This window comes from Actinomycetospora aurantiaca, assembly GCF_037401875.1.
Lineage (GTDB): Bacteria > Actinomycetota > Actinomycetes > Mycobacteriales > Pseudonocardiaceae > Actinomycetospora > Actinomycetospora aurantiaca.
The window spans coordinates 80,695-98,452 of the sequence record NZ_JBBEGN010000006.1 but is presented as its reverse complement, the minus strand read 5'-3'; the positions used below and the strand labels follow the sequence as shown (position 1 = coordinate 98,452).

The following is a 17,758-nucleotide window of genomic DNA, read 5'->3' as shown; positions in this document are numbered from 1 at the left end:
CGGTCCCGGGGTCCGCTAGCCTCCGGCGTCGATGGCCGACTCCCCGCGACGCCTGGTGCTCTGCTGTGACGGCACCTGGGACTCCCCGTCGGACCGCACGAACGTCTCCCTGCTCGCCGAGGCCCTGACGCGTGACGCGGGGCAGGTCGTGCAGTACTTCCCCGGCGTCGGCGCCACCGGCGGCCCGCTGACCCGCCTGCTCGGCGGTGCGATCGGGGTGGGGCTCAACCAGCGCGTGCGCGAGGCGTACCTCTGGCTCGCCGACACCTGGCGGCCCGGGGACGAGATCGTGCTGCTCGGCTTCAGCCGAGGCGCGTTCACCGTGCGCAGCCTCGCCGGGATGCTGGCCGCGACCGGCCTGGTCGCGTTCGCGCCCGGCGCGCCGCGGCGGGAGCGCAACCGGGTCGTCCGGCGCCTCTTCCTCGACGGCTACCAGCGCGGCGAGCGGATCGACGACCTGACCTACGCCCCCGGTTTCGGCCCCGACGACCGGGCGCCGATCGCCTTCCTCGGCGTCTTCGACACCGTCGGCGCGCTGGGCGTGCCGCGGACCTTCGGCCTGCTCTCCTCCGTGCTCTCCCGCCAGGTGCAGGGCTTCCACGACCTCACCCTCACCCCCGACGTCCGCCACGCGCGGCAGGCCCTCGCTCTCGACGAGCGCCGCGGCCCGTTCGTGCCCGCGGTGTGGGTCACGCCGGAGCCGGGCGTGCACGACTCCTTCGCCCAGCTCTGGTTCGTCGGCACGCACGGCGACGTCGGCGGCTCCCACGACAAGCCGCGCGGGCTCTCCGACATCACCCTGCGCTGGATGGCCGACGAGGCCACGGCCGCCGTCGGGCTGACCTGGACGCGACCGGTCACCACGACGGGTGACCCCTTCGGCCCGTTCGACCGCGACCCCTCCGGGCCGTGGGCGGTGCTCGCCCCGCAGCCGCGGTCCGTCCCGCACGTCGTCGAGGGTGCGCCCGACGTGCACCCGTCCGCGGTCGCTCGCCGGGCCGGGAGCGACTACCGGCCGGGCCGCCCCGTCGGCGACGCCCCCGCGTCCGGTCCCGTGCCCGCCGACGTCGCCTGGGCCGAGACCGGCCTGTACCTCGAGGCCGGCCGGTACGTGCTCGACGCGACCGGACGATGGTCCGACCACGGCGCGTCCACCACGCCCTCCGGGTTCCGCCGCTGGCCGCTGCGGACGTGGCCGGACTACGCCCTGGGCGCGGTGGCCGAGGGCTACCGGACCGTGGTCCGCCGGGTCACCTCCCGCGTCGCGGACGCACCGCTCGCGCCGCGCGACGCGCAGGCGCGGCGCATGGAGATGGTGGCCGCGGTCGCGAACGCGCGGCTCGACCCGGACGGCGCGATCACCCGGGGGACCACCGTCCCCGTCACCGGCGGGGTGCTCGACGTGCCCCGACCGGGCTACCTCTACGCGTTCGCCAACGACTCCTGGCTCGGTCGCCGCACCAACTCCGGCGTGGCGACGCTGACGGTGAGCCGCGCGTGAGCCGGTCCGAGCCCGGCCTGGACGACCCGACCACCGGTCCCGTGACCGTCCCCCGGCGGCGCCGCCTGCCGCGCGCGTCCCGCGTCGCCGCGGGCCTCGTCGTCGTCGTGGCGGTCGCGGTCCTGCTGGTGCCCGACCGCCTCGGGCTCGACCGGTTCCTGCCGTTCGTGGGCTTCGTCCTGGTGCGGGCGCCCGCCACGCTCGCGGTGGTCGTGATCGGGCTGCTGGCGCTGGCCGTGCGGGCCCGCTGGTGGCCGACGATCGTGCCGGTGCTGGTGATCGCGGGGGTCTCGACGGCGGCCCTGGTCCCGCGGCTGGTGCCCGACGGGCCCGCCCCGGACGACGGCCCGGACATCGTCGTCATGGTCCAGAACGTCGACCGCGGCAGCGCGGACGTGCCGGCGCTGGCCGCCATCCTGCGGGAGCGGCGCCCCGACGTCGTCGTGCTGCCCGAGGCGGGCGAGCCGTTCCGCCAGCGCCTGGTCGCGGCGATCCCGGAGCTGGGCTACCGGTCGTGGTCGTCGGTGCCGGCCAGCGAGGCGGACGCGAGCGGCACCGCGATCCTCGCCGGCCCCTCGCTCGGCGACGTCCGCGTGCGCCCGGTCCCGGCCCGCTTCCCCTGGCTGGAGGTCACCGGGGGCGCGCTCGGCCCGACGCGGCTCGTCGGCGCCCACCTGGCCTCACCGGTGCCGGGACTGATCGACGTGTGGCCGGCCGAGCTCGCCTCGCTCGCGCGCTGGTGCGCGCCCGGCACCGGACCCGCCGTCGTCGTCGGGGACCTCAACGGGACGCTCGACCTCGCGGCCTTCCGCGCCGGGACGGCGGGGTGCACCGACGCCGGCGACGCGGCGGGCAAGGGCCTGCTCGCGACCTGGCCGCAGGCCCTCCCCCGCTGGCTGGGCGCGCAGCTCGACCACGTCCTGGTCTCCGGCGGCGTCGGGGTGGACGGCTTCGACGTGGTCGAGGTGCCGGGCACCGACCACCGCGGCGTGCTCGTGACGGTGCACGCGCGGGCGTGACGGGAGACGGAGCGCAGCGGAGCTCGACCGGTGCGTGGACCGGTACCGGTGCCGGTCAGCTCGCGGGGAGCAGGGCGCTGAGGTCCGCGACCTGGTCGGGCGCCGGCCCGACGACCGCGGGGGCGCCGCCGACCTGGGTGAAGGCGAGGCGCGTGGTCGCCGACGTGGGCGGGGTGGGCGCGCCCGGCTGCGGCGGGGCCGTGACGGTCTGGGCGACCTGCACGAGCTTCCCGTCCGGCCCCACCCACACGTCGACCGGGAGCGTCGCCGTGCCGAGCTGGGCCTTCAGGCGGTCGAGGGCGGGACGGGCCGCCGGGTCCTGCGCGGCGGGCACGCGGTCGAGGTCCACGACGCCGGTGTAGTGGGTGGCCGGGGCCCCGCCGACCGGGTCCGGGCCGATCTCGCGGACGTCGTCGCGGAGGCCCTCGAGGTAGGCGAGCTGGCGGGCCGGGTTCTGCGCGGTGCCGACCCCGAGCAGCGTGCCGTAGTTCGAGCGCGCGAGCCGGTCGACGTCCATCGACACCCACGGCTTCCCGCCCGCGAACGCGCCGATCAGGCCCGCGGCGGCCGGGGGCAGCTGTGCGTCGAGGCGTCCGCCGGTGAAGACCACCCGGACGTCGCCGAGCGAGGGCACCTGCAGGGTGAGGTCCGCGGTCTGGGCCCGGGGGTCGAGCACGCCGGAGCCCTGCAGCGGGGTCGCCTGCCCGGCGGCGGCCGTCTGTCCGCCGAGGGTCACGCGCGACGGGCCGGCGGCCGCCGTCGTCGTGATCGCCTCCCGGACCCGCTCGACCGGGCTCGCCGGGGCGTCGCCGCCGTCGGTGGCGGACGTGCCGCACCCGGCGAGCACGACCGCGAGCAGCAGCACGGGGAGCAGTCGGTGGATCACGGTCCCATCGTGACCGGTGGGTGCGGCGGGACCGTGCTCCGGGTCCGTCAGCGCCAGCGGTGGGTCCGGCGCCCCTTGACGGTGGTGGCGAGCTGCCGCTGCCAGAGGGCCCAGGTCTCCGGGTCCAGGGTGGTGCTCCCCGTGGAGGGTCCCGACGACGTCCCGGTCCGGGTCTGCCCCGGCCGCGGCTGCGAGCTGGTCGACGGGCCGTCCGACCGGGCCGCCGCCGCGACCGGGAGCGGCCCGGAACCGGTCCGCGGGTGCGGGCCCGTCGTCGCCGGGGACGCGGTCGACACCGGGAGCGGCCCCGACGGGTGCTGGCGCGGGAGGGGCGCCGAGGGGTGACCCGACGGCAGGGGCGGCGGCGGGACCACGTGCGGGCGTTCCCGGGCCGGGGCCGCCGCGCGGACGACGGGCTGCGGGCCGGAGAGCGACGGGCGCGGCGCCGGGGTCCGGGCTGCCGCCGGGTGCGCGACCCGCAGGGTCCGCTCCGCCCGGGGCTCCGCGGGCACGAACCAGTCGACGACCGGCGTCCACGGCCAGTACCGGTGCGCGGAGCGGGTCCGGACGAAGCCGAGACCCATGATCAGCCCGAAGATCAGGTGGCCGATCAGCGAGAGCGTGAGCGTCGTCGGGGTCAGCGGGAACATCATCCGCTGGCCGCGCGGGGCGAGCCACACCGTCGCGATCAGCCCCGACCACACCGGGAACACCGCGAACGCCACGGCGGACGCGACGACCACCCCGGCCGGTCGGCGGTGCAGGCCGAGGAAGGCGGCGCCGACGAAGAACGTCACGCCGATCCCGCCGCCGTCGCCGATGTAGCGCCACAGGTAGCCGACCCAGGCACCGGCGGCGGTGGAGGACCCGTCACCGATGATCCACGTGCCCATGGTCGGGATGAAGTCCGCCCACCAGCCGAGCATGTACACGGTGTCGAGCCGGAACACGTCGTAGAGCGCGCAGGCGACGATCCCCCACACGAAGCCGTGGAGGATGACCCGGTCCTCGGGGTGCGGGTCGAACAGCGACAGCGCCAGGATCGTCACCGCCAGCGGGATGACCAGCAGCGCCGCCGACCAGTTCATCGTGATCAGCCCGAACACGTGCGCCGAGATCGCGAGGAGCGGCAACGCGGCGAGGAGCACGTGCAGGCCGACCCGCAGGAGGCCCCGCCGGGTCACCGGGGTCAGCGGGGGCGCGGGGAGCGCAGCACCGTCCGTGGTCTTCACGGCGCAGGAAGTTAGGGGTCGTCGTGACCACCCCGTGTCCAATCTGAGAGCACCCGGAGATCGACGCGACCACGGGCGGCCGTGACGCGCCCACCGGTCGTGGCCCTGGTCCGTCCGGAGCAGTCGCGCCGCCGGGGACCCGCGGGCTCGCCCGCCGGGCCTCTCAGGAAGCGTGTCGGCGATCGCCGAGCGGTCGGTCCGGGTCGGTCGCGTCGGTCGCGTCGGCCGCGCCCCGGATCTCCTCGATCCACAGGGCGGTCTTGGTCCGGTGGCCGGCGGCGGGCTCGATGCGGTGGTCGGCGAGGAAGCCCGCCAGCGCGACGGCGGCCCGCGGCGCGTCCGGCGGGCGGCACTTGACCGACAGCTCGCGCAGCTCCCGCCCGCTCGGGTACCGGCAGTGCTCCAGGAACGCCCGCCCGACCGCGAAGCCCGCCCGGGGCACCCGCCACCGGTGGGTGGTGAGCGGCCCGTGGAGCACGAGGTCGTCGAGCACGTCCTCCGGCACGTCGTCGGGCAGCAGGGAGCACAGCCAGCGGCGCTGGCCGTCCGAGAGCAGGTCGCCGAGGGGTGCCCCGTCGTCGAGGCAGGCCGCGGCGGTCGCCGGGTCGACGACGCCCCGCAGCTGCGTGGTGCGCAGCAGGCTGCCCGGGAGCAGGTCGAGCTCGACGCGTGCCTCCCGCGGGCCCCGCCGCCCGTTCACCCGGCCGCAGTCGCGCACGCGCACCACGAGCTCGTCGCGCCGGGTGCCGCGGCGCCGGACCCGCAGGTGCACCCCGGCCCGGCACACCGCGAGGTCGGGGGTGTCCAGCAGGTACACGCGGCGTGCCCCGCGTCGCCGGGAGGGCTCCACGGGGACCGGGACGCCGTCGGCGGCCAGCAGCATCTTCAGCTCGACCGAGTCGGCGTCGCTGTCGCCCACTGCGCGCCAGTCGATCCCCGCGGGCAGGGGGAACGCCTGCGCCGCGGCCCGCCGATCGCCCACCGTGTCGTGTCCCCTCGTCCGTGAGACCCAGCAATACCCGATCGCCGGCGTTTTCACCACGACCCCACGCCCGACCTCGCGGCCCCGTGACCCACCTACGCTGGACCGGGTGTCCACGACCGTCCGCCGGCCCGCCCCGGGTCCCGACGACGGGTGGAGCTCCCGTCCCACCTCGGCCCCGTGGCACCGCGTGCCGCCGTCCGCCGTCCGGCGGCGGCGGCGTCCCGCGCGCCGGCTCCTGGCCGCGGCCCTGGTCGCCGTGGCAGCGGTCGTCGTGCTGCTGCCCGACGCCTTCGGGCTCGACCGCGTGCTGCCGTTCGCGGTCACCGCCGCCCTGCGCCTGCCGCTCGCCGTGGCGACCTGGGTCGTCGGGCTGGGGCTGCTCGCGCTGCGGCCGCGCTGGTGGCCCGCGCTCGCCGCGGCGCTCGCCGCCGCCGTGGCCGCCGTCGCGGTGGTGCTCCCCCGCGCCGTGCCGCAGCCCGGTCCGCCCCCGGGCGGGACCGAGCTCGTCGTGCTGGAGCTGAACGCGTTCCAGGGCCGGGCGGACCCGGCCGCGATCGCCGCCGCGGCGCTGGCCGCCCGCGCCGACCTCGTCGTCCTGCCCGAGGCCGGGGAGCGGATGCGGCGCGCCCTCGCGGCGCTCCTGCCGGGGTGGCGCACCTGGACGAACGTGCCGCCCGCGGCGGAGGAGGTCCGCGGGATCGTCGTCGCGAGTGCACCGCGGGCCGGGGACACCACCGCCCGCCGGCTCGACGGCGGCACCCGCTACCCGTGGGCCGAGGTCACCGGCGGCCTCCTCGGCCCCACCCGGCTGGTCGCGGTGCACGTGGTCTCCCCGGTGCCCCGGTGGATCGCGCACTGGCCCGGCGAGCTGGAGTCGTTGCGGCGCTGGTGCGCCGCACCCGGCCCGGCGCTCGTCGTCGGGGACCTGAACGCCTCGCCCGACCACTCCGCGTTCCGCGCGGGCACCGCGGGCTGCGTCGACGCCGGCACCGCGACCGGCGGCTCGCTCGCCGGCACCTGGTTCGCCGGGCTGCCCCGGTGGCTGGGCACGCAGATCGACCACGTGCTCACCCGCGCCGCCCCGGACGGTTCCGGGCCGGCGGCCCGGTCGCTCGAGGTCGTCGACCTGCCCGGCACGGACCACCGCGGCCTCGTGGTGCACCTGCGGCTGTAGCTCCCGGGTCACCGGGGGTACACACGGCGCCACTAGGCTGATCGTCCGTGGCACGACCGTCGTGGATGCGGGTCCCCCGCTGGCTGCGCCCCCGCGCGGGCAACCCCGACGGCACGATGACGCTGCTCGAGCACATCCACGAGCTCCGGCGCCGCCTCATGATCGGCGTCATCGCGATCGTGCTCGCCACGATCCTCGGGGTCCTCTGGTACCAGTTCGGGGTCCTCGGGCTGCCGTCGCTGGGCGAGCTGCTCACCGAGCCCTACTGCGCGCTGCCGCCGGGGGCCCGGCTCACCCTCGGCGACCCGAACCGCTGCCAGCTGGTGGCCTTCGCGCCGTTCGAGCAGCTCACGCTGCTGATCAAGGTCGGCGTGGCGGCCGGGGTGGTGCTGTCCAGCCCGGTGTGGCTCTCCCAGATCTGGGGCTTCATCACGCCCGGGCTGCACGCGCACGAGAAGAAGTTCGCCCGGGTCTTCATCGGCACCGGCACGATCCTGTTCGTCGGCGGGGCCGTGATGGCCTACCTGGTCCTGACGAAGGCGCTGTACTTCCTGGTCACCGTCGGCGGCGGCATCCAGATCACCGCCCTGCGCGGCGACGACTACTTCAACCTGCTCATCACCCTGCTCGTGATCTTCGGGGTCAGCTTCGAGCTGCCGCTGCTGATGATCATGCTCAACCGGGTCGGCATCTTCCCGTACGCCACCATCAAGGCGTGGCGTCGCGGACTGATCTTCGCGATCTTCGTGTTCGCCGCGGTCGTGACGCCGGGCCAGGACCCGTTCTCGATGCTCGCCCTCGGGCTCTCCCTGGTCGTGCTGTTCGAGATCGCCGCGCAGGTGTGCCGCATCCACGACAAGCGGGCCGCGAAGGCGTCGCCGTGGGCGGGCCTGGACGACGACGAGGCCGGGCCGTCACCCGTCGCCGGCGGGCCGGAGCAGGCGAGCACCGTGACCGCCTCCGCGCCGGTGGCGGCGTCGGCCGTGCCCCCGGCCTCCCCGACCGGCTCCCCGTCGCGGGCCGACTTCGACGACGTGACCTGAGCTAGCCGACGTGCGCGTGGCGCGGCCGCACCGGCCGCCCGCGCAGGTCGCGGTGCCCGCCGGCCAGTCCGCACCAGGTGCAGTCGTCCACCGGGGCCGGTCGCGGCACGGGCACCAGGAGCTCGAGGCCGACGTCCCCGGTGAGGCCGGGCGTCCCGACGACGGGTCCCGCGCCGGCCCGTCGGCGGCGCCAGCCCCAGCGCGCGAGCAGGGTCAGGCCGCACACGACCAGGGCGACGATCGCCAGCCACTTGAGCAGCAGGACGGCGCACAGCGCGATCACCACGCCGATGACGCCACCCGGGACGGGGATGCGGGCTCGACCGGAGGACACCCGATCGAGGCTAGGGCCACGGTCCGGGCACACGGCGCAGGCGCGCCGGTCGTCCGGGAGCTGATCATGCCCGTCATGACGACGGCCCCGGTGAGCCGCGAGGTCGGGGGTCCCGCGGCCCGCCGGGGCCACCGGTTCATTCGTCCGCGGGCCCGCGGGTGTTACCCGGCCGGCGAGAATTCCTCGGCGACCTCGTCGGTCCAGGCCACGGTGCGGGTGACGACCTCGACACCGTTCTCCGGGGAGCCCCCGGCCAGCTCCGCGGCGCGCACGCAGCAGTGCACCCACAGCTGGAACTGGACGTTCTTCGCGACGCGCAGGCAGTTGTACATCAGGTCGGCCAGCGCGTCCCCGGCGCGCGCCCAGGTGGTGATCGTGAACTGCAGCGTGGGGTCGCCGCCCGCCTCGTCGCCGGCGCCCTCGGCCGCGAACTCGATCTGGCCGGCCTCCAGGTGACCGGCCAGGGTGGCCAGCCGGAACGACGAGCGCCGCACCTCGTCGGTCCGGTCGACGACGCGGACCGGCCCGTCCCACGGCCCCGGCATCCGCACCACGTACTCGTCGCCCACGCCGAGCGCGTGGCCCGACCCGGTGGTGCGGTCGAAGCGGGCCACGCCCGGGATCATCGTGGCGTTGATGTCCGCGACGAGCACCGCGACGAGCTCGCGCGGGCCGATCCGGGCGTCGGGCACGTGGACGGTGAAGACCCGGTGCAGCATCGGCCCGTGCCCGTCGAACAGCGTCTGGTCGCGCGGGCCGGGCGCGGGCAGCGGCGGCGGGGCGTCCGTGACCGGGTCGCCGGGCTCCTCGCGGTGGTTGACCCGCACGCCGGGGAGCCCCCAGATGCGGCCGAGCGCGAGCAGGCCGCGGGGCGCCGACGAGAGGATGCGCGCCTCACGGACGACCTGACGAGGACCGGGAACGAGCTGCACGTCCCCGGATACCCGCAACCGGGCGGTCAGGACCCGTGACGTACAGCCGGGGACGCTGTCGTCGCCGCGTCCCGGCCGTCCGGGGCGCACTGCCCCGCCTCGCACCGGCGACGCAGGCCCGCGAACAGCTCCTCGAGGTGGGACGCGGACGTCGAGGCGGTCATCGCGCCCACGGCGGCGCCGACCCAGCCGGAGCGGTCGAGGTCGACCACCAGGTCGGTGCCGCGACCGGACGCGGCACGCCCGAGGCGCACCCGCAGCGACGACGCCGAGCCGAGTCCCCCGCCCTGCCAGGTGAACCCGCGGTGCGGGCGCAGCTCGGTGACCCGCCAGTCCCGGTCGGGCAGGCCGCGCTGGCGGACCCGCACGCCGCCGCCGACCACGAGCGGCCCACCGTCGAAGACCTCCACCGAGCGGAGCGAGGGCGCGAACCCGGGCCACCGCTCGACGTCGGTGAGCACCGCCCACACGTAGTCCGGGCACGCGCCGATCCCGACCTCGAGGTGCTGGTGCACGCGGGGCCTCCTCGTCGTGGTCCGCTCCCCGCCGCCGAGCGTAGGTGCCGTACCCGCCGGTCGGGAACGGCAGGGCCCTAGATCCGCTGCTCCCGCCCGTCCCAGTAGGCGTCCCGCAGGGACCGCTTGAGGATCTTGCCCGCCCCGGACTTGGGGAGCGGGTCGTCGGTCAGGCGCACGGAGCGGGGCACCTTGTAGCCCGCGATCGTCAGCCGGCAGTGCTCCACGAGCTCGTCGCCGGTGACCGCCGTCCGGATCTGGACCGTGGCGTGCACGGCCTCGCCGAAGCGCTCGTCGGGGATCCCGAAGACCGCCGCCTCGACGACGGCCGGGTGCGAGTACAGCGCGTTCTCCACCTCCGCGGAGTACACGTTCTCCCCGCCCGAGACGATCATGTCCTTCGCCCGGTCGACCAGGAACAGGTAGCCGGCCTCGTCGAGATAGCCCAGGTCGCCCGAGCGGAACCACCCGCCGTCGAGGACCTTCGCGGTCTCCTCGGGCTTGTGCCAGTAGCCCGGCGTCACGTTGGCGCCGCGGATCGCCACCTCCCCGACCTGCCCCGCGGGCAGCGGCGCACGCTCGACCGGGTCCTCGACGCGCACCTCCACCCCGACCGCGGGCCGCCCGCACGACATCGCGCGCGGGGAGTCGAGCCGGAGCTGCTCGTCCGGGTGCAGCGTGACGATCGGCGAGGTCTCGGTCAGGCCGTAGATGTGCAGCATCGACGCGTCCGGGAACGTCGCGTGCGTGCGGCGCAGCAGCTCGCGCGCGGCGGGCGAGGACCCGTGGGACAGCCGGCGCAGCGACGACACGTCGCGCGGGCGCTCGCGCTGCTCGACGGCGAGCGCGTCCATCATCGTCGGGACGACGAGGGTGGCCGTGACCCGCTCGCGCTCGACGACGTCGAGCACCCCGGCCGGGGTGAACGCCGGGACGATCACCTGCGTCCCGGCCGCCCAGATCGTCGCCAGGGTGCCGATGGTGCCCGCGGCGTGGAACATCGGCGCCACGACCATGAACCGGGTGTCCTCGGAGAACGGCCAGCACGCCATGAAGTGGAAGGCGTTCGCGACGAGGTTCCCGTGGGTCAGCATGACGCCCTTGGCCGCCCCGGTGGTGCCGCCGGTGTAGAAGATGCCGGCGAGGTCGTGCTCGGCGGGGGCGTCCGGGCCGTCGGGGAGGTCGACCTCGTCGGCCTCGGCGAGCAGCCGGTCGTACTCCGAGGTCAGGTCCACGACCCGGACCTCCGCGTCGAGCCCGGCCACGTCCCGGTCGGTCACCAGGACCCGGGCCCCGGAGTCGGCGACCGCGTAGCAGCGCTCGGGGTCGGAGTGCCGGGTGTTGAGCGGGACGATCACCAGGCCCGCCGCGGGGACGGCGAGGTAGAGCTCGAGGTAGCGGTGGCCGTTCGCCCCCAGGACGGCGACGCGGTCGCCGCGCCGCAGGCCCAGCCCCGCGAGGGCCCCGACCAGGCGCCGCACCCGGGCGCCGAGCTCGGCGTAGGTGAGCTCGACCCCGTCGCACACCACGGCGGTGGCCCCGGGAGCGGTCGCCCGGGCCCGCGCGAGCGGCGCCCCGACGGTCCGGGTCGCGTTGCGGGGATCGCCGGCGGGCGCGAGGAGCGGCGTCGTCGCGGTCGTCGTCATGGCCTCTCCGAGGTGGTCGCGCAGCCGAACGATCGTTCGGTCGGAACGGCACTCTAGCAGCGCCACGTGACCGCGGACACCCGTCCCGGTCGACAGCGTCAACCATCCGGGTCCTCGACGCTAGGGTTCGCGGATCATGGCCAGCGATGCGCGCCGCGCCGGGCGGCGCTCCGGGAACCCCGAGCCGTACACGCTCGCCTCGCTGGTCGAGGTCGCGGCACGGGCGTTCAACGAGCGCGGCTACGACGCGACGAGCATGGAGGACCTCTCCCGGGCCGCGGGCATCACCAAGTCGTCCTTCTACCACCACGTGGCGGGCAAGGAGGCGCTGCTGCGCGCCGCGCTCGACCGCGCGCTGGACGGCCTGTTCGGCATCCTCGGCGAGCCCGGCGCCGTCGACGGCGAGCCGCTCGAGCGACTGCGCCACATCGTCCGCCGCCAGGTCGAGGTGCTGGCCACCGAGCTGCCCTACGTGACGCTGCTGCTGCGCCTGCGCGGCAACACCGAGACCGAGCGCTGGGCGCTGGCCCGCCGCCGCGAGTTCGACCAGGCCGTGGCGGGCCTGGTCGCCGCCGCGGTGGACGCGGGCGCCGTCCGCCCGGACGTGCACCCGGTCGTCGCCGCGCGGCTGCTCTCGGGCACGGTGAACTCGCTGATCGAGTGGTACCGACCGGGCCGGGTGCCGCTGGCGGACCTGGTCGACGCCGTCGACCGCCAGGTGTTCGAGGGACTGCGCCGATGACCGGCCCCGGGACCGACGACGGGGCGGAGCCGGACGCCACCCGCATGGACCGGCTGCGGGCCGCGGCGGCGCGCAGCGCGGCACAGGCGCAGGAGCTCGACCGGTCGCCCGCACTGCAGCGGGTGGTGAAGCGCCTGCGCGACGTCCTGCCCGGCGACGCGCACTTCGGCGACCCGCTCTCCCTCGGCGGCGGTCGGCACACCGAGGCCGCGGGGCGGGCGATCGTCGGCCTCACCGGCGACCGGCCCGGGGTGACCCGGGAGCTGGGGCTGGGCGGGGTGCAGCTGTGGCAGTCCGTCCTCGAGCGGTTCGGGCGGGGCGGCGGCGAGCACGAGGTGGTGCTCGTGTTCACCGACCTCGTCGAGTTCTCCCGCTTCTCGCTCGCGGCCGGCGACGACGAGGTGCTCCGGGTCCTGCGCCGGGTCGGCGAGGCCTGGGAACCGCCGATGACCGAGCGCGCGGGCACCGTCGTGAAGCGACTGGGCGACGGCCTCATGGTCGCCTTCGCGGACCCGCGGGCCGCGCTCGACGCCGTCGTCGACGCCCGCCGGCGCCTCGGGCGGCTGGAGGTTCCCGGCTGGACGCCGCGGATGCGGGCCGGGCTGCACGTGGGGTGGCCGCGGCGGGTCGGCGGCGACTACCTCGGCGTCGCGGTGAACGTGGCCGCCCGGCTGGGCGACGCCGGGCGCGCCGACGAGATCCTGGGCAGCGGCGAGTTCCTGGCCCGGCTCGACGCGCGGACCGTGTCCGCGCGCCGCCGTCGTCGGCTGAGCCTCAAGGGCGTGCCGGACGGCCTGGAGGTCTACGCCCTGGAGCCGACGGACGGCTGACCGGTCGGTCACCCCGCGTGACCTGCGGTCCCGGCCCGTGCCCGAGAACCGATTCCGGTGGAATCGGTTCCGGCGGGGGCTCGCGGCCGCGGACGCCGTCAGGAACTCATCCGTGCGCCCTTGGTGATCTTGTCGGCCGCGTTGCGCGGGGCGTGCACCGCGATCCCGACGAGGTCCAGCTCCTCCCGCGGCACGGCGGCCACCGCCGCGCGGTTCTCCTCGTCGCCGCCCGTCGCGAACAGGTCCGCGGTGAACACCGGGACCCGCAGGCCGCGGTCCACGGCCCGCCGGTGCGTGGCGCGGACGGTCCCGGCGTCCCCCTCCAGCACCACGACGGGCTGGCGGAACATCGGTGCGTAGGGCGTGCCGTCGGCGTCGGCGTAGGGCTCCCCGATCAGCTCCGGGGTGGTCGCGGCGATGCCGCTGGCGAGGAACGCGACGACGTTGCTGCGCTGCCAGGGCGCCAGGTCGTCGCGGACCACGATCACGATCTTCGTGTCGTACCGGCTGCTCATGGCCCTGACGATCCCCGTCCACCCGCGAGCGGTTCTTGTACGTTCCTGGGGTGGGTCCGGAGCGGGTGCGGGCGTGGAACCCGGGGGTGCGCGGCATCGAGGAGGTGTTCCACGCCCGGTTCGTCGAGCACGCCTACCCGCCGCACACCCACAGCACCTGGACCCTGCTCGTCGTCGACGACGGCGCCGTCCGCTACGACCTCGACCGCTCCGAGCACGGCGCGCTCGGCCGGGCGGTGACCCTGCTCCCGCCCGGGGTCGCGCACGACGGCCGGTCGGCCACGCCGTCCGGGTTCCGCAAGCGCGTCCTCTACCTGTCGGACTTCCCGGAGACGCTCGTCGGTCGCGCCGTCGACTCCCCCGCCGTCGTCGACGAGGCGCTGCGCGGCGCCGTCGACCGGCTGCACCGGGTCCTCGAGCACCCCGGTGACGAACTGGCGGCGTCGTCCGGGCTGGCGCTGGTCACGCAGCGGCTCACCGATCACCTCGCTCGAGGCGTTCCCGACGACGAGCGGGTGCGGGACCCGCGCGCGGCGGCGGGCCTGCGCGACCTGCTCGACGCCCACGTCGTCGACGGCCTGACCCTCGACGACGCCGCGGAGCAGCTCCACGTCACGCCGAATTTCTTGGTCAAGGCGTTCTCGGCGGAGTTCGGGCTGCCGCCGCACCGGTACCTGGTCGGGCGTCGGGTCGACCTCGCGCGGCGACTACTGCTCGCGGGCGTGCCCGCGGCCCGGGTGGCGGCCGAGTCCGGCTTCCACGACCAGGCGCACCTGACGCGCCACTTCCGCCGCCTGCTCGGGGTGCCGCCGGGCCGGTACGCGGCGGGTCGATCGACACGTCCTTGAGAACCCACCGCGCTCTCACTACGCAATTCCGCCCGGTGCACTACCTCATTCTCGGTCACCCCGTTCCTCCCCACCCGGCCTGCTCGGTGCAATGGCACGACCGCGGCGCGCCTGGGCCGCTCATGGGGGGAGACCGGTGCGATGATCACCGAGATTGCCGCGATCGCCGACGCCCACGGATCGGTGATCGACGTCGGCGCCGGAGTCGCGTGGACGGCTCCGGGAACCGACGGGCTCGTCGTCCGCGTCGACCTCGCCACGGGCGCGGTCGACGACCATGCGAGCCTGCCGGTCCCCGTCACGGGGCTGGCGGTGACCGTGGACGGGCGCACGCTCGTGGTCGCCGGGGAGGACGGCGTCGTCCGCCTGCTCCCGACCGACACACCGGACACGATCACGGACCTCGCCGCCGTCGGAGAGCCCCTCGGACAGATCGGGCTGACCACGTCCGCGTCCGGCGCGATGCACGTCGTCGGCGTCGCCCCCACGTCGGGGCGGCTCGTGGCGGTCCGCCTGGAGGACGGCCTCGTGCGCCCGGGCGGGGTCCTGCCAGGAATCACCGGCGTCGTCGCGCGCGGAACGCGGGTCTTCGCCGCGGCGGTCGGAGCCGACGGGCGCGGACGGGTGGTGGAGTCGCGAGCCGGAGCCACGCCGGCCCTGGCTACCGACCTCCTGCCCACCGGTCGGCTGACGGCCTCCGGCGACGGGACCCGTCTCGCCGTCGCCCACCCCTCCTTGCGTCGCGCGAGCGTCGTCGACCCGGCCGCAGGAACGATCGAGACGGTCGCGACCGACGACGTGCCGGGCGACGTCGTCGAGTTGCACCTGCTCGATGACGGCAGCGTGCTCGTCCTGACGACCGTGGGACTCTTCCGGTGCGACGACCTCTCCGACCTCGCCCCGCGCCCGGTGCTCGCCCCGCCCGACCAGGCTCTGTTCGTCGGGTCATGGGTTCCCCTGCGCTACGACCTCGCAGGGACGGGCCTGACCCCTTCCGACGTCACCTTCGTGGTGCCGGACGGCAGCGTCGCCGGCCTCGTCTCCCACACGACGTTCTCCCCGGCCCTCGGCGGCGCTCCGGTCCCGATGCTGGTGGCGGGCGGCCTGCTCGGGCAGTTCCGCGTGGACATGCAGGAGGTCGGGTCCGGCACCGTCCTCGCCAGCGCGGCGTTCGAGGTCACGGACCACTGGCGCGACCCGGACCACGGACCGTCGCAGATGCTCGTCGGGGAGAGCGGCCCGCGACCGGCCGGCGACTGGGGAGGCGGGCCGGCAACCCCGCAGAACATCGCGACTCTGCCCCACACCGGCACGTGGCGGACTGCAGTACTCCTCGTCGACACGGCGGACGGGCGGTACCCGGGGGCGTCCCTGACGCAGGAACGGACCCGGATCCTGGGCGAGGTCCAGGACGGCGTCACGTTCTCGGGGACGACCCGGTCCGCACGGCACTACTACGAGGAGAACTCGGGCTGGGACCCTGCCACCAACGCCGGCCTGACGATCGCCGCACACGGCGACCAGGTGCACGGTCCGGTCTCCCTGCCCGACGGCTGGGGCAGCTATTTCGCGCAGGGCAAGGACGCGGCGGGCACCGTCACCGACGACCGGTGGACCTCGCTGGGGGCGACGGCCCAGACGATCGTGACCCGCGCGGTCAACGACGGAGTACTGACGACCACGGACCTGTCGAGCATCGACGTCCTCGTCATGGTCCTCTTCTCCCCGGACACCACGTCGGGCACCACGACCAAGAGGTTCGTCTGGCCCCACGCGAGCCTGGGAAAGGTGCACTTCCTCGCGGGACCCGACGTCATGACCGACCAACGCAGCTTCGCGTTCACCTTCGTGCCCCGGGACTTCGCGGTACACGACGGACGCCAGGTGCACACGACGCTCTCGCACGAGCTGGGACACACGCTGGGGCTGCCGGACCTCTACGCGTTCCCGTCGTACACCCCGGACGTGACGGGCCGCCTCACCGGCGGGTGGGACATGATGGCCGGCAGCCGGGACGCGTTGCCGCACTTCTCGCTCTCCAACAAGATGCGCATGGGCTGGGTGCGCGCCGAGCACGTCAGCACCTTCAACTTCGCGGCGGGAGGGGTCCCCAGCGGCAAGGTGACGCTGCACGCGGCCGAGTTCGGCACGCCGCCGTCCGGGCGGAAGCGCGGGGTTGAATTGCGACTCTCGGACGGGTGGAACCTGTACGCGGAGTACCGCGCGAAGCAGCCCGGGCAGGTCGGGGACACACTTCCGGTGGACCAGCGGGTCCTGATCACCGACGTGACCTCCGACGGCTTCGCGACACCGATCTCCCGCGCCCCCGTGCTGCTCGTCCACACCGACCCGGATGGAGACGGCCCCGTCCTCACGACGTCCGGCGATTTCGAGGACGTCGACCCGGGCAACCAGCGGACGCTGACGGTGACCGTGGGCGCCACCGACGCGACGTCGGCCGAGATCACCGTCGAATACGATTCGAACGGGCTGCCCGATCCCGGGCTCCGACCGTGGCAGGGCGCCCCGGCATGGCAGAGCCCCGACATCGAGGTGCGCAACGAGCGGGCGCAGGCCGACCCCGCCTGGTTCAACACCCCGTGGACCGGCCACCAGAACACGATCGTGGCCAAGGTGACCAATCACGGTGATCGCGACGCGACAGCGGTGACCGTGTCCTTCTTCGTCGTGAACTACACGACCGGGGACGGTCCGATGGTCTTCCTCGGCAACGACACGCACGACATCGCAGCCGGCGCGACTGTCGAGTTCAGCACGCTGTGGTCCCCGCCCTCCGACCAGCATGCCTGCGTGATCGTCCGGATCCCTCTCTACCGAGACCCGACGGCCGCGAACGTCGTCGAGAACGACATCTTCAACAACGAGGCCCGGTCGAACTACACGAAGTTCGTCTCCGCCTCTGCTTCACCGTCGACGCGGGTCGGGACCCCGGTGGAACTGGCCAATCCCTTCGACACCTCCGCGCTGGTCCATGCCGTCGTCCGTCAGACGCATCCGTTCCACCGGGTCTACGTCGAGCACCGGTGGATGCGGGTCGACGGCCGCTCGAGCGTCCCCGTCATGCTCTTCGACGAGGCCCTCGTGGGTTTCCCGGAGGAGGGCGCGTTCGGCGAGGGGGAGGTCCGCAAACGCACCTGGAGCGAACCCAACCGCGTCAGTCTGGAGGGCTGGGTCGTGCCGCCCTTCGCTGCGGACTGCGCCACTCCCGTCCTCACCGGTGGCGTGACGATCGAGGTGGCTGCCGGCGTCGCGACCGAGGTACGGATCGACGACGCGCGTCCGGGCTTCGTGTCCGGGACCGTGACCACCCCGGACGGCCCGGTCGACGGCGGCACCGTGCTCGTGGAGATCCGGGAGACCGACCTCTTCGGAGCGCGTACGTCCGAGACGACGGTCGTGCATCAGGGGCGGTTCGGGGTGGAGTGGGGTTCCAGCGCGCTGAAGGGGGAGCTGGAGGCGACCGCCCATTTCCTCGGATCGTTCGGGGCGGCGGCCGGGGAGAGCGAGCCGGTGCTGTTCCGGGACTGACGGGACA

General features: G+C 75.2%; 16 protein-coding genes. 8 read left to right on the top strand and 8 right to left on the bottom strand.

From position 1 onward, the window contains the following. The first annotated feature begins 31 nt into the window (after window positions 1-31). Both WCD74_RS14275 and WCD74_RS14270 read left to right on the top strand, forming a co-directional pair. Window positions 32-1,501 carry a T6SS phospholipase effector Tle1-like catalytic domain-containing protein gene (locus tag WCD74_RS14275; RefSeq protein WP_337695517.1) on the top strand — a complete coding sequence of 490 codons (1,470 nt, stop codon included), beginning with the start codon at window positions 32-34 and terminating at the stop codon, window positions 1,499-1,501. Further along, window positions 1,498-2,520: an endonuclease/exonuclease/phosphatase family protein gene (locus WCD74_RS14270; protein ID WP_337695516.1), complete on the top strand. Its 1,023-nt coding sequence runs from the start codon at window positions 1,498-1,500 to the stop codon at window positions 2,518-2,520. The genes WCD74_RS14275 and WCD74_RS14270 overlap by 4 nt, the downstream gene beginning before the upstream one ends. Window positions 2,521-2,575: 55 nt before the next feature. On the opposite strand, the gene WCD74_RS14265 is transcribed toward WCD74_RS14270, so the two are convergent. From WCD74_RS14265 to WCD74_RS14255, 3 genes are all read right to left on the bottom strand, one after another. Then, window positions 2,576-3,406, bottom strand: coding sequence for an SCO4651 family lipoprotein (locus WCD74_RS14265; protein ID WP_337695515.1), 831 nt, complete (start codon window positions 3,404-3,406; stop codon window positions 2,576-2,578). A gap of 47 nt (window positions 3,407-3,453) precedes the next feature. Beyond that, complete coding sequence (locus WCD74_RS14260) at window positions 3,454-4,638, bottom strand: hypothetical protein (RefSeq protein WP_337695514.1); 1,185 nt, start codon at window positions 4,636-4,638, stop codon at window positions 3,454-3,456. 163 nt (window positions 4,639-4,801) lie between these two features. Further along, window positions 4,802-5,620, bottom strand: coding sequence for a hypothetical protein (locus tag WCD74_RS14255; protein WP_337695513.1), 819 nt, complete (start codon window positions 5,618-5,620; stop codon window positions 4,802-4,804). Between the two features lie 109 nt (window positions 5,621-5,729). Here WCD74_RS14255 and WCD74_RS14250 point away from each other — a divergent pair, with 109 nt between their 5' ends. Together WCD74_RS14250 and tatC are read left to right on the top strand one after the other, a co-directional pair. Beyond that, on the top strand, window positions 5,730-6,797 hold the full coding sequence (locus tag WCD74_RS14250) for an endonuclease/exonuclease/phosphatase family protein (RefSeq protein WP_337695512.1): 1,068 nt from the start codon (window positions 5,730-5,732) through the stop codon (window positions 6,795-6,797). A gap of 47 nt (window positions 6,798-6,844) precedes the next feature. Continuing rightward, window positions 6,845-7,840 carry a twin-arginine translocase subunit TatC gene (tatC, locus tag WCD74_RS14245; protein WP_337695511.1) on the top strand — a complete coding sequence of 332 codons (996 nt, stop codon included), beginning with the start codon at window positions 6,845-6,847 and terminating at the stop codon, window positions 7,838-7,840. A 1-nt stretch (window position 7,841) separates the two neighbouring features. On the opposite strand, the gene WCD74_RS14240 is transcribed toward tatC, so the two are convergent. The 4 genes from WCD74_RS14240 to WCD74_RS14225 form a co-directional block, all read right to left on the bottom strand. Continuing rightward, a complete protein-coding gene (locus WCD74_RS14240) occupies window positions 7,842-8,174 on the bottom strand; it encodes a hypothetical protein (protein WP_337695510.1) in 333 nt (110 codons plus the stop codon). A 161-nt stretch (window positions 8,175-8,335) separates the two neighbouring features. Next, on the bottom strand, window positions 8,336-9,106 hold the full coding sequence (locus tag WCD74_RS14235) for a DUF1990 family protein (protein WP_337695509.1): 771 nt from the start codon (window positions 9,104-9,106) through the stop codon (window positions 8,336-8,338). 26 nt (window positions 9,107-9,132) lie between these two features. Further along, a complete protein-coding gene (locus WCD74_RS14230; RefSeq protein WP_337695508.1) occupies window positions 9,133-9,621 on the bottom strand; it encodes an SRPBCC family protein in 489 nt (162 codons plus the stop codon). A gap of 77 nt (window positions 9,622-9,698) precedes the next feature. Next, complete coding sequence (locus tag WCD74_RS14225) at window positions 9,699-11,267, bottom strand: class I adenylate-forming enzyme family protein (RefSeq protein WP_337695507.1); 1,569 nt, start codon at window positions 11,265-11,267, stop codon at window positions 9,699-9,701. Window positions 11,268-11,403: 136 nt separating this feature from the next. Here WCD74_RS14225 and WCD74_RS14220 point away from each other — a divergent pair, with 136 nt between their 5' ends. Both WCD74_RS14220 and WCD74_RS14215 read left to right on the top strand, forming a co-directional pair. Beyond that, a complete protein-coding gene (locus WCD74_RS14220; RefSeq protein WP_337695506.1) occupies window positions 11,404-12,009 on the top strand; it encodes a TetR/AcrR family transcriptional regulator in 606 nt (201 codons plus the stop codon). Beyond that, a complete protein-coding gene (locus WCD74_RS14215; protein WP_337695505.1) occupies window positions 12,006-12,839 on the top strand; it encodes an adenylate/guanylate cyclase domain-containing protein in 834 nt (277 codons plus the stop codon). The genes WCD74_RS14220 and WCD74_RS14215 overlap by 4 nt, the downstream gene beginning before the upstream one ends. Before the next feature lie 98 nt (window positions 12,840-12,937). Here the strand turns inward: WCD74_RS14215 and WCD74_RS14210 are convergent, their stop codons facing one another. After that, complete coding sequence (locus WCD74_RS14210; protein ID WP_337695504.1) at window positions 12,938-13,354, bottom strand: DUF2000 family protein; 417 nt, start codon at window positions 13,352-13,354, stop codon at window positions 12,938-12,940. 50 nt (window positions 13,355-13,404) lie between these two features. Between WCD74_RS14210 and WCD74_RS14205 the strand changes: the two genes are divergently transcribed. Next, window positions 13,405-14,202, top strand: coding sequence for a helix-turn-helix transcriptional regulator (locus tag WCD74_RS14205; RefSeq protein WP_337695503.1), 798 nt, complete (start codon window positions 13,405-13,407; stop codon window positions 14,200-14,202). 141 nt (window positions 14,203-14,343) lie between these two features. Continuing rightward, on the top strand, window positions 14,344-17,751 hold the full coding sequence (locus WCD74_RS14200) for a CARDB domain-containing protein (RefSeq protein WP_337695502.1): 3,408 nt from the start codon (window positions 14,344-14,346) through the stop codon (window positions 17,749-17,751). Window positions 17,752-17,758: the final 7 nt, after the last annotated feature.

Excerpts from the sequence above, each read along its gene's own strand:
- WCD74_RS14225 (WP_337695507.1), bottom strand. The coding sequence starts at position 11,267 with ATGACGACGACCGCGACGACGCCGCTCCTCGCGCCCGCCGGCGATCCC.
- WCD74_RS14275 (WP_337695517.1), top strand. The coding sequence starts at position 32 with ATGGCCGACTCCCCGCGACGCCTGGTGCTCTGCTGTGACGGCACCTGG.
- WCD74_RS14220 (WP_337695506.1), top strand. The coding sequence starts at position 11,404 with ATGGCCAGCGATGCGCGCCGCGCCGGGCGGCGCTCCGGGAACCCCGAG.
- WCD74_RS14215 (WP_337695505.1), top strand. The coding sequence starts at position 12,006 with ATGACCGGCCCCGGGACCGACGACGGGGCGGAGCCGGACGCCACCCGC.
- WCD74_RS14210 (WP_337695504.1), bottom strand. The coding sequence starts at position 13,354 with ATGAGCAGCCGGTACGACACGAAGATCGTGATCGTGGTCCGCGACGAC.
- WCD74_RS14200 (WP_337695502.1), top strand. The coding sequence starts at position 14,344 with ATGATCACCGAGATTGCCGCGATCGCCGACGCCCACGGATCGGTGATC.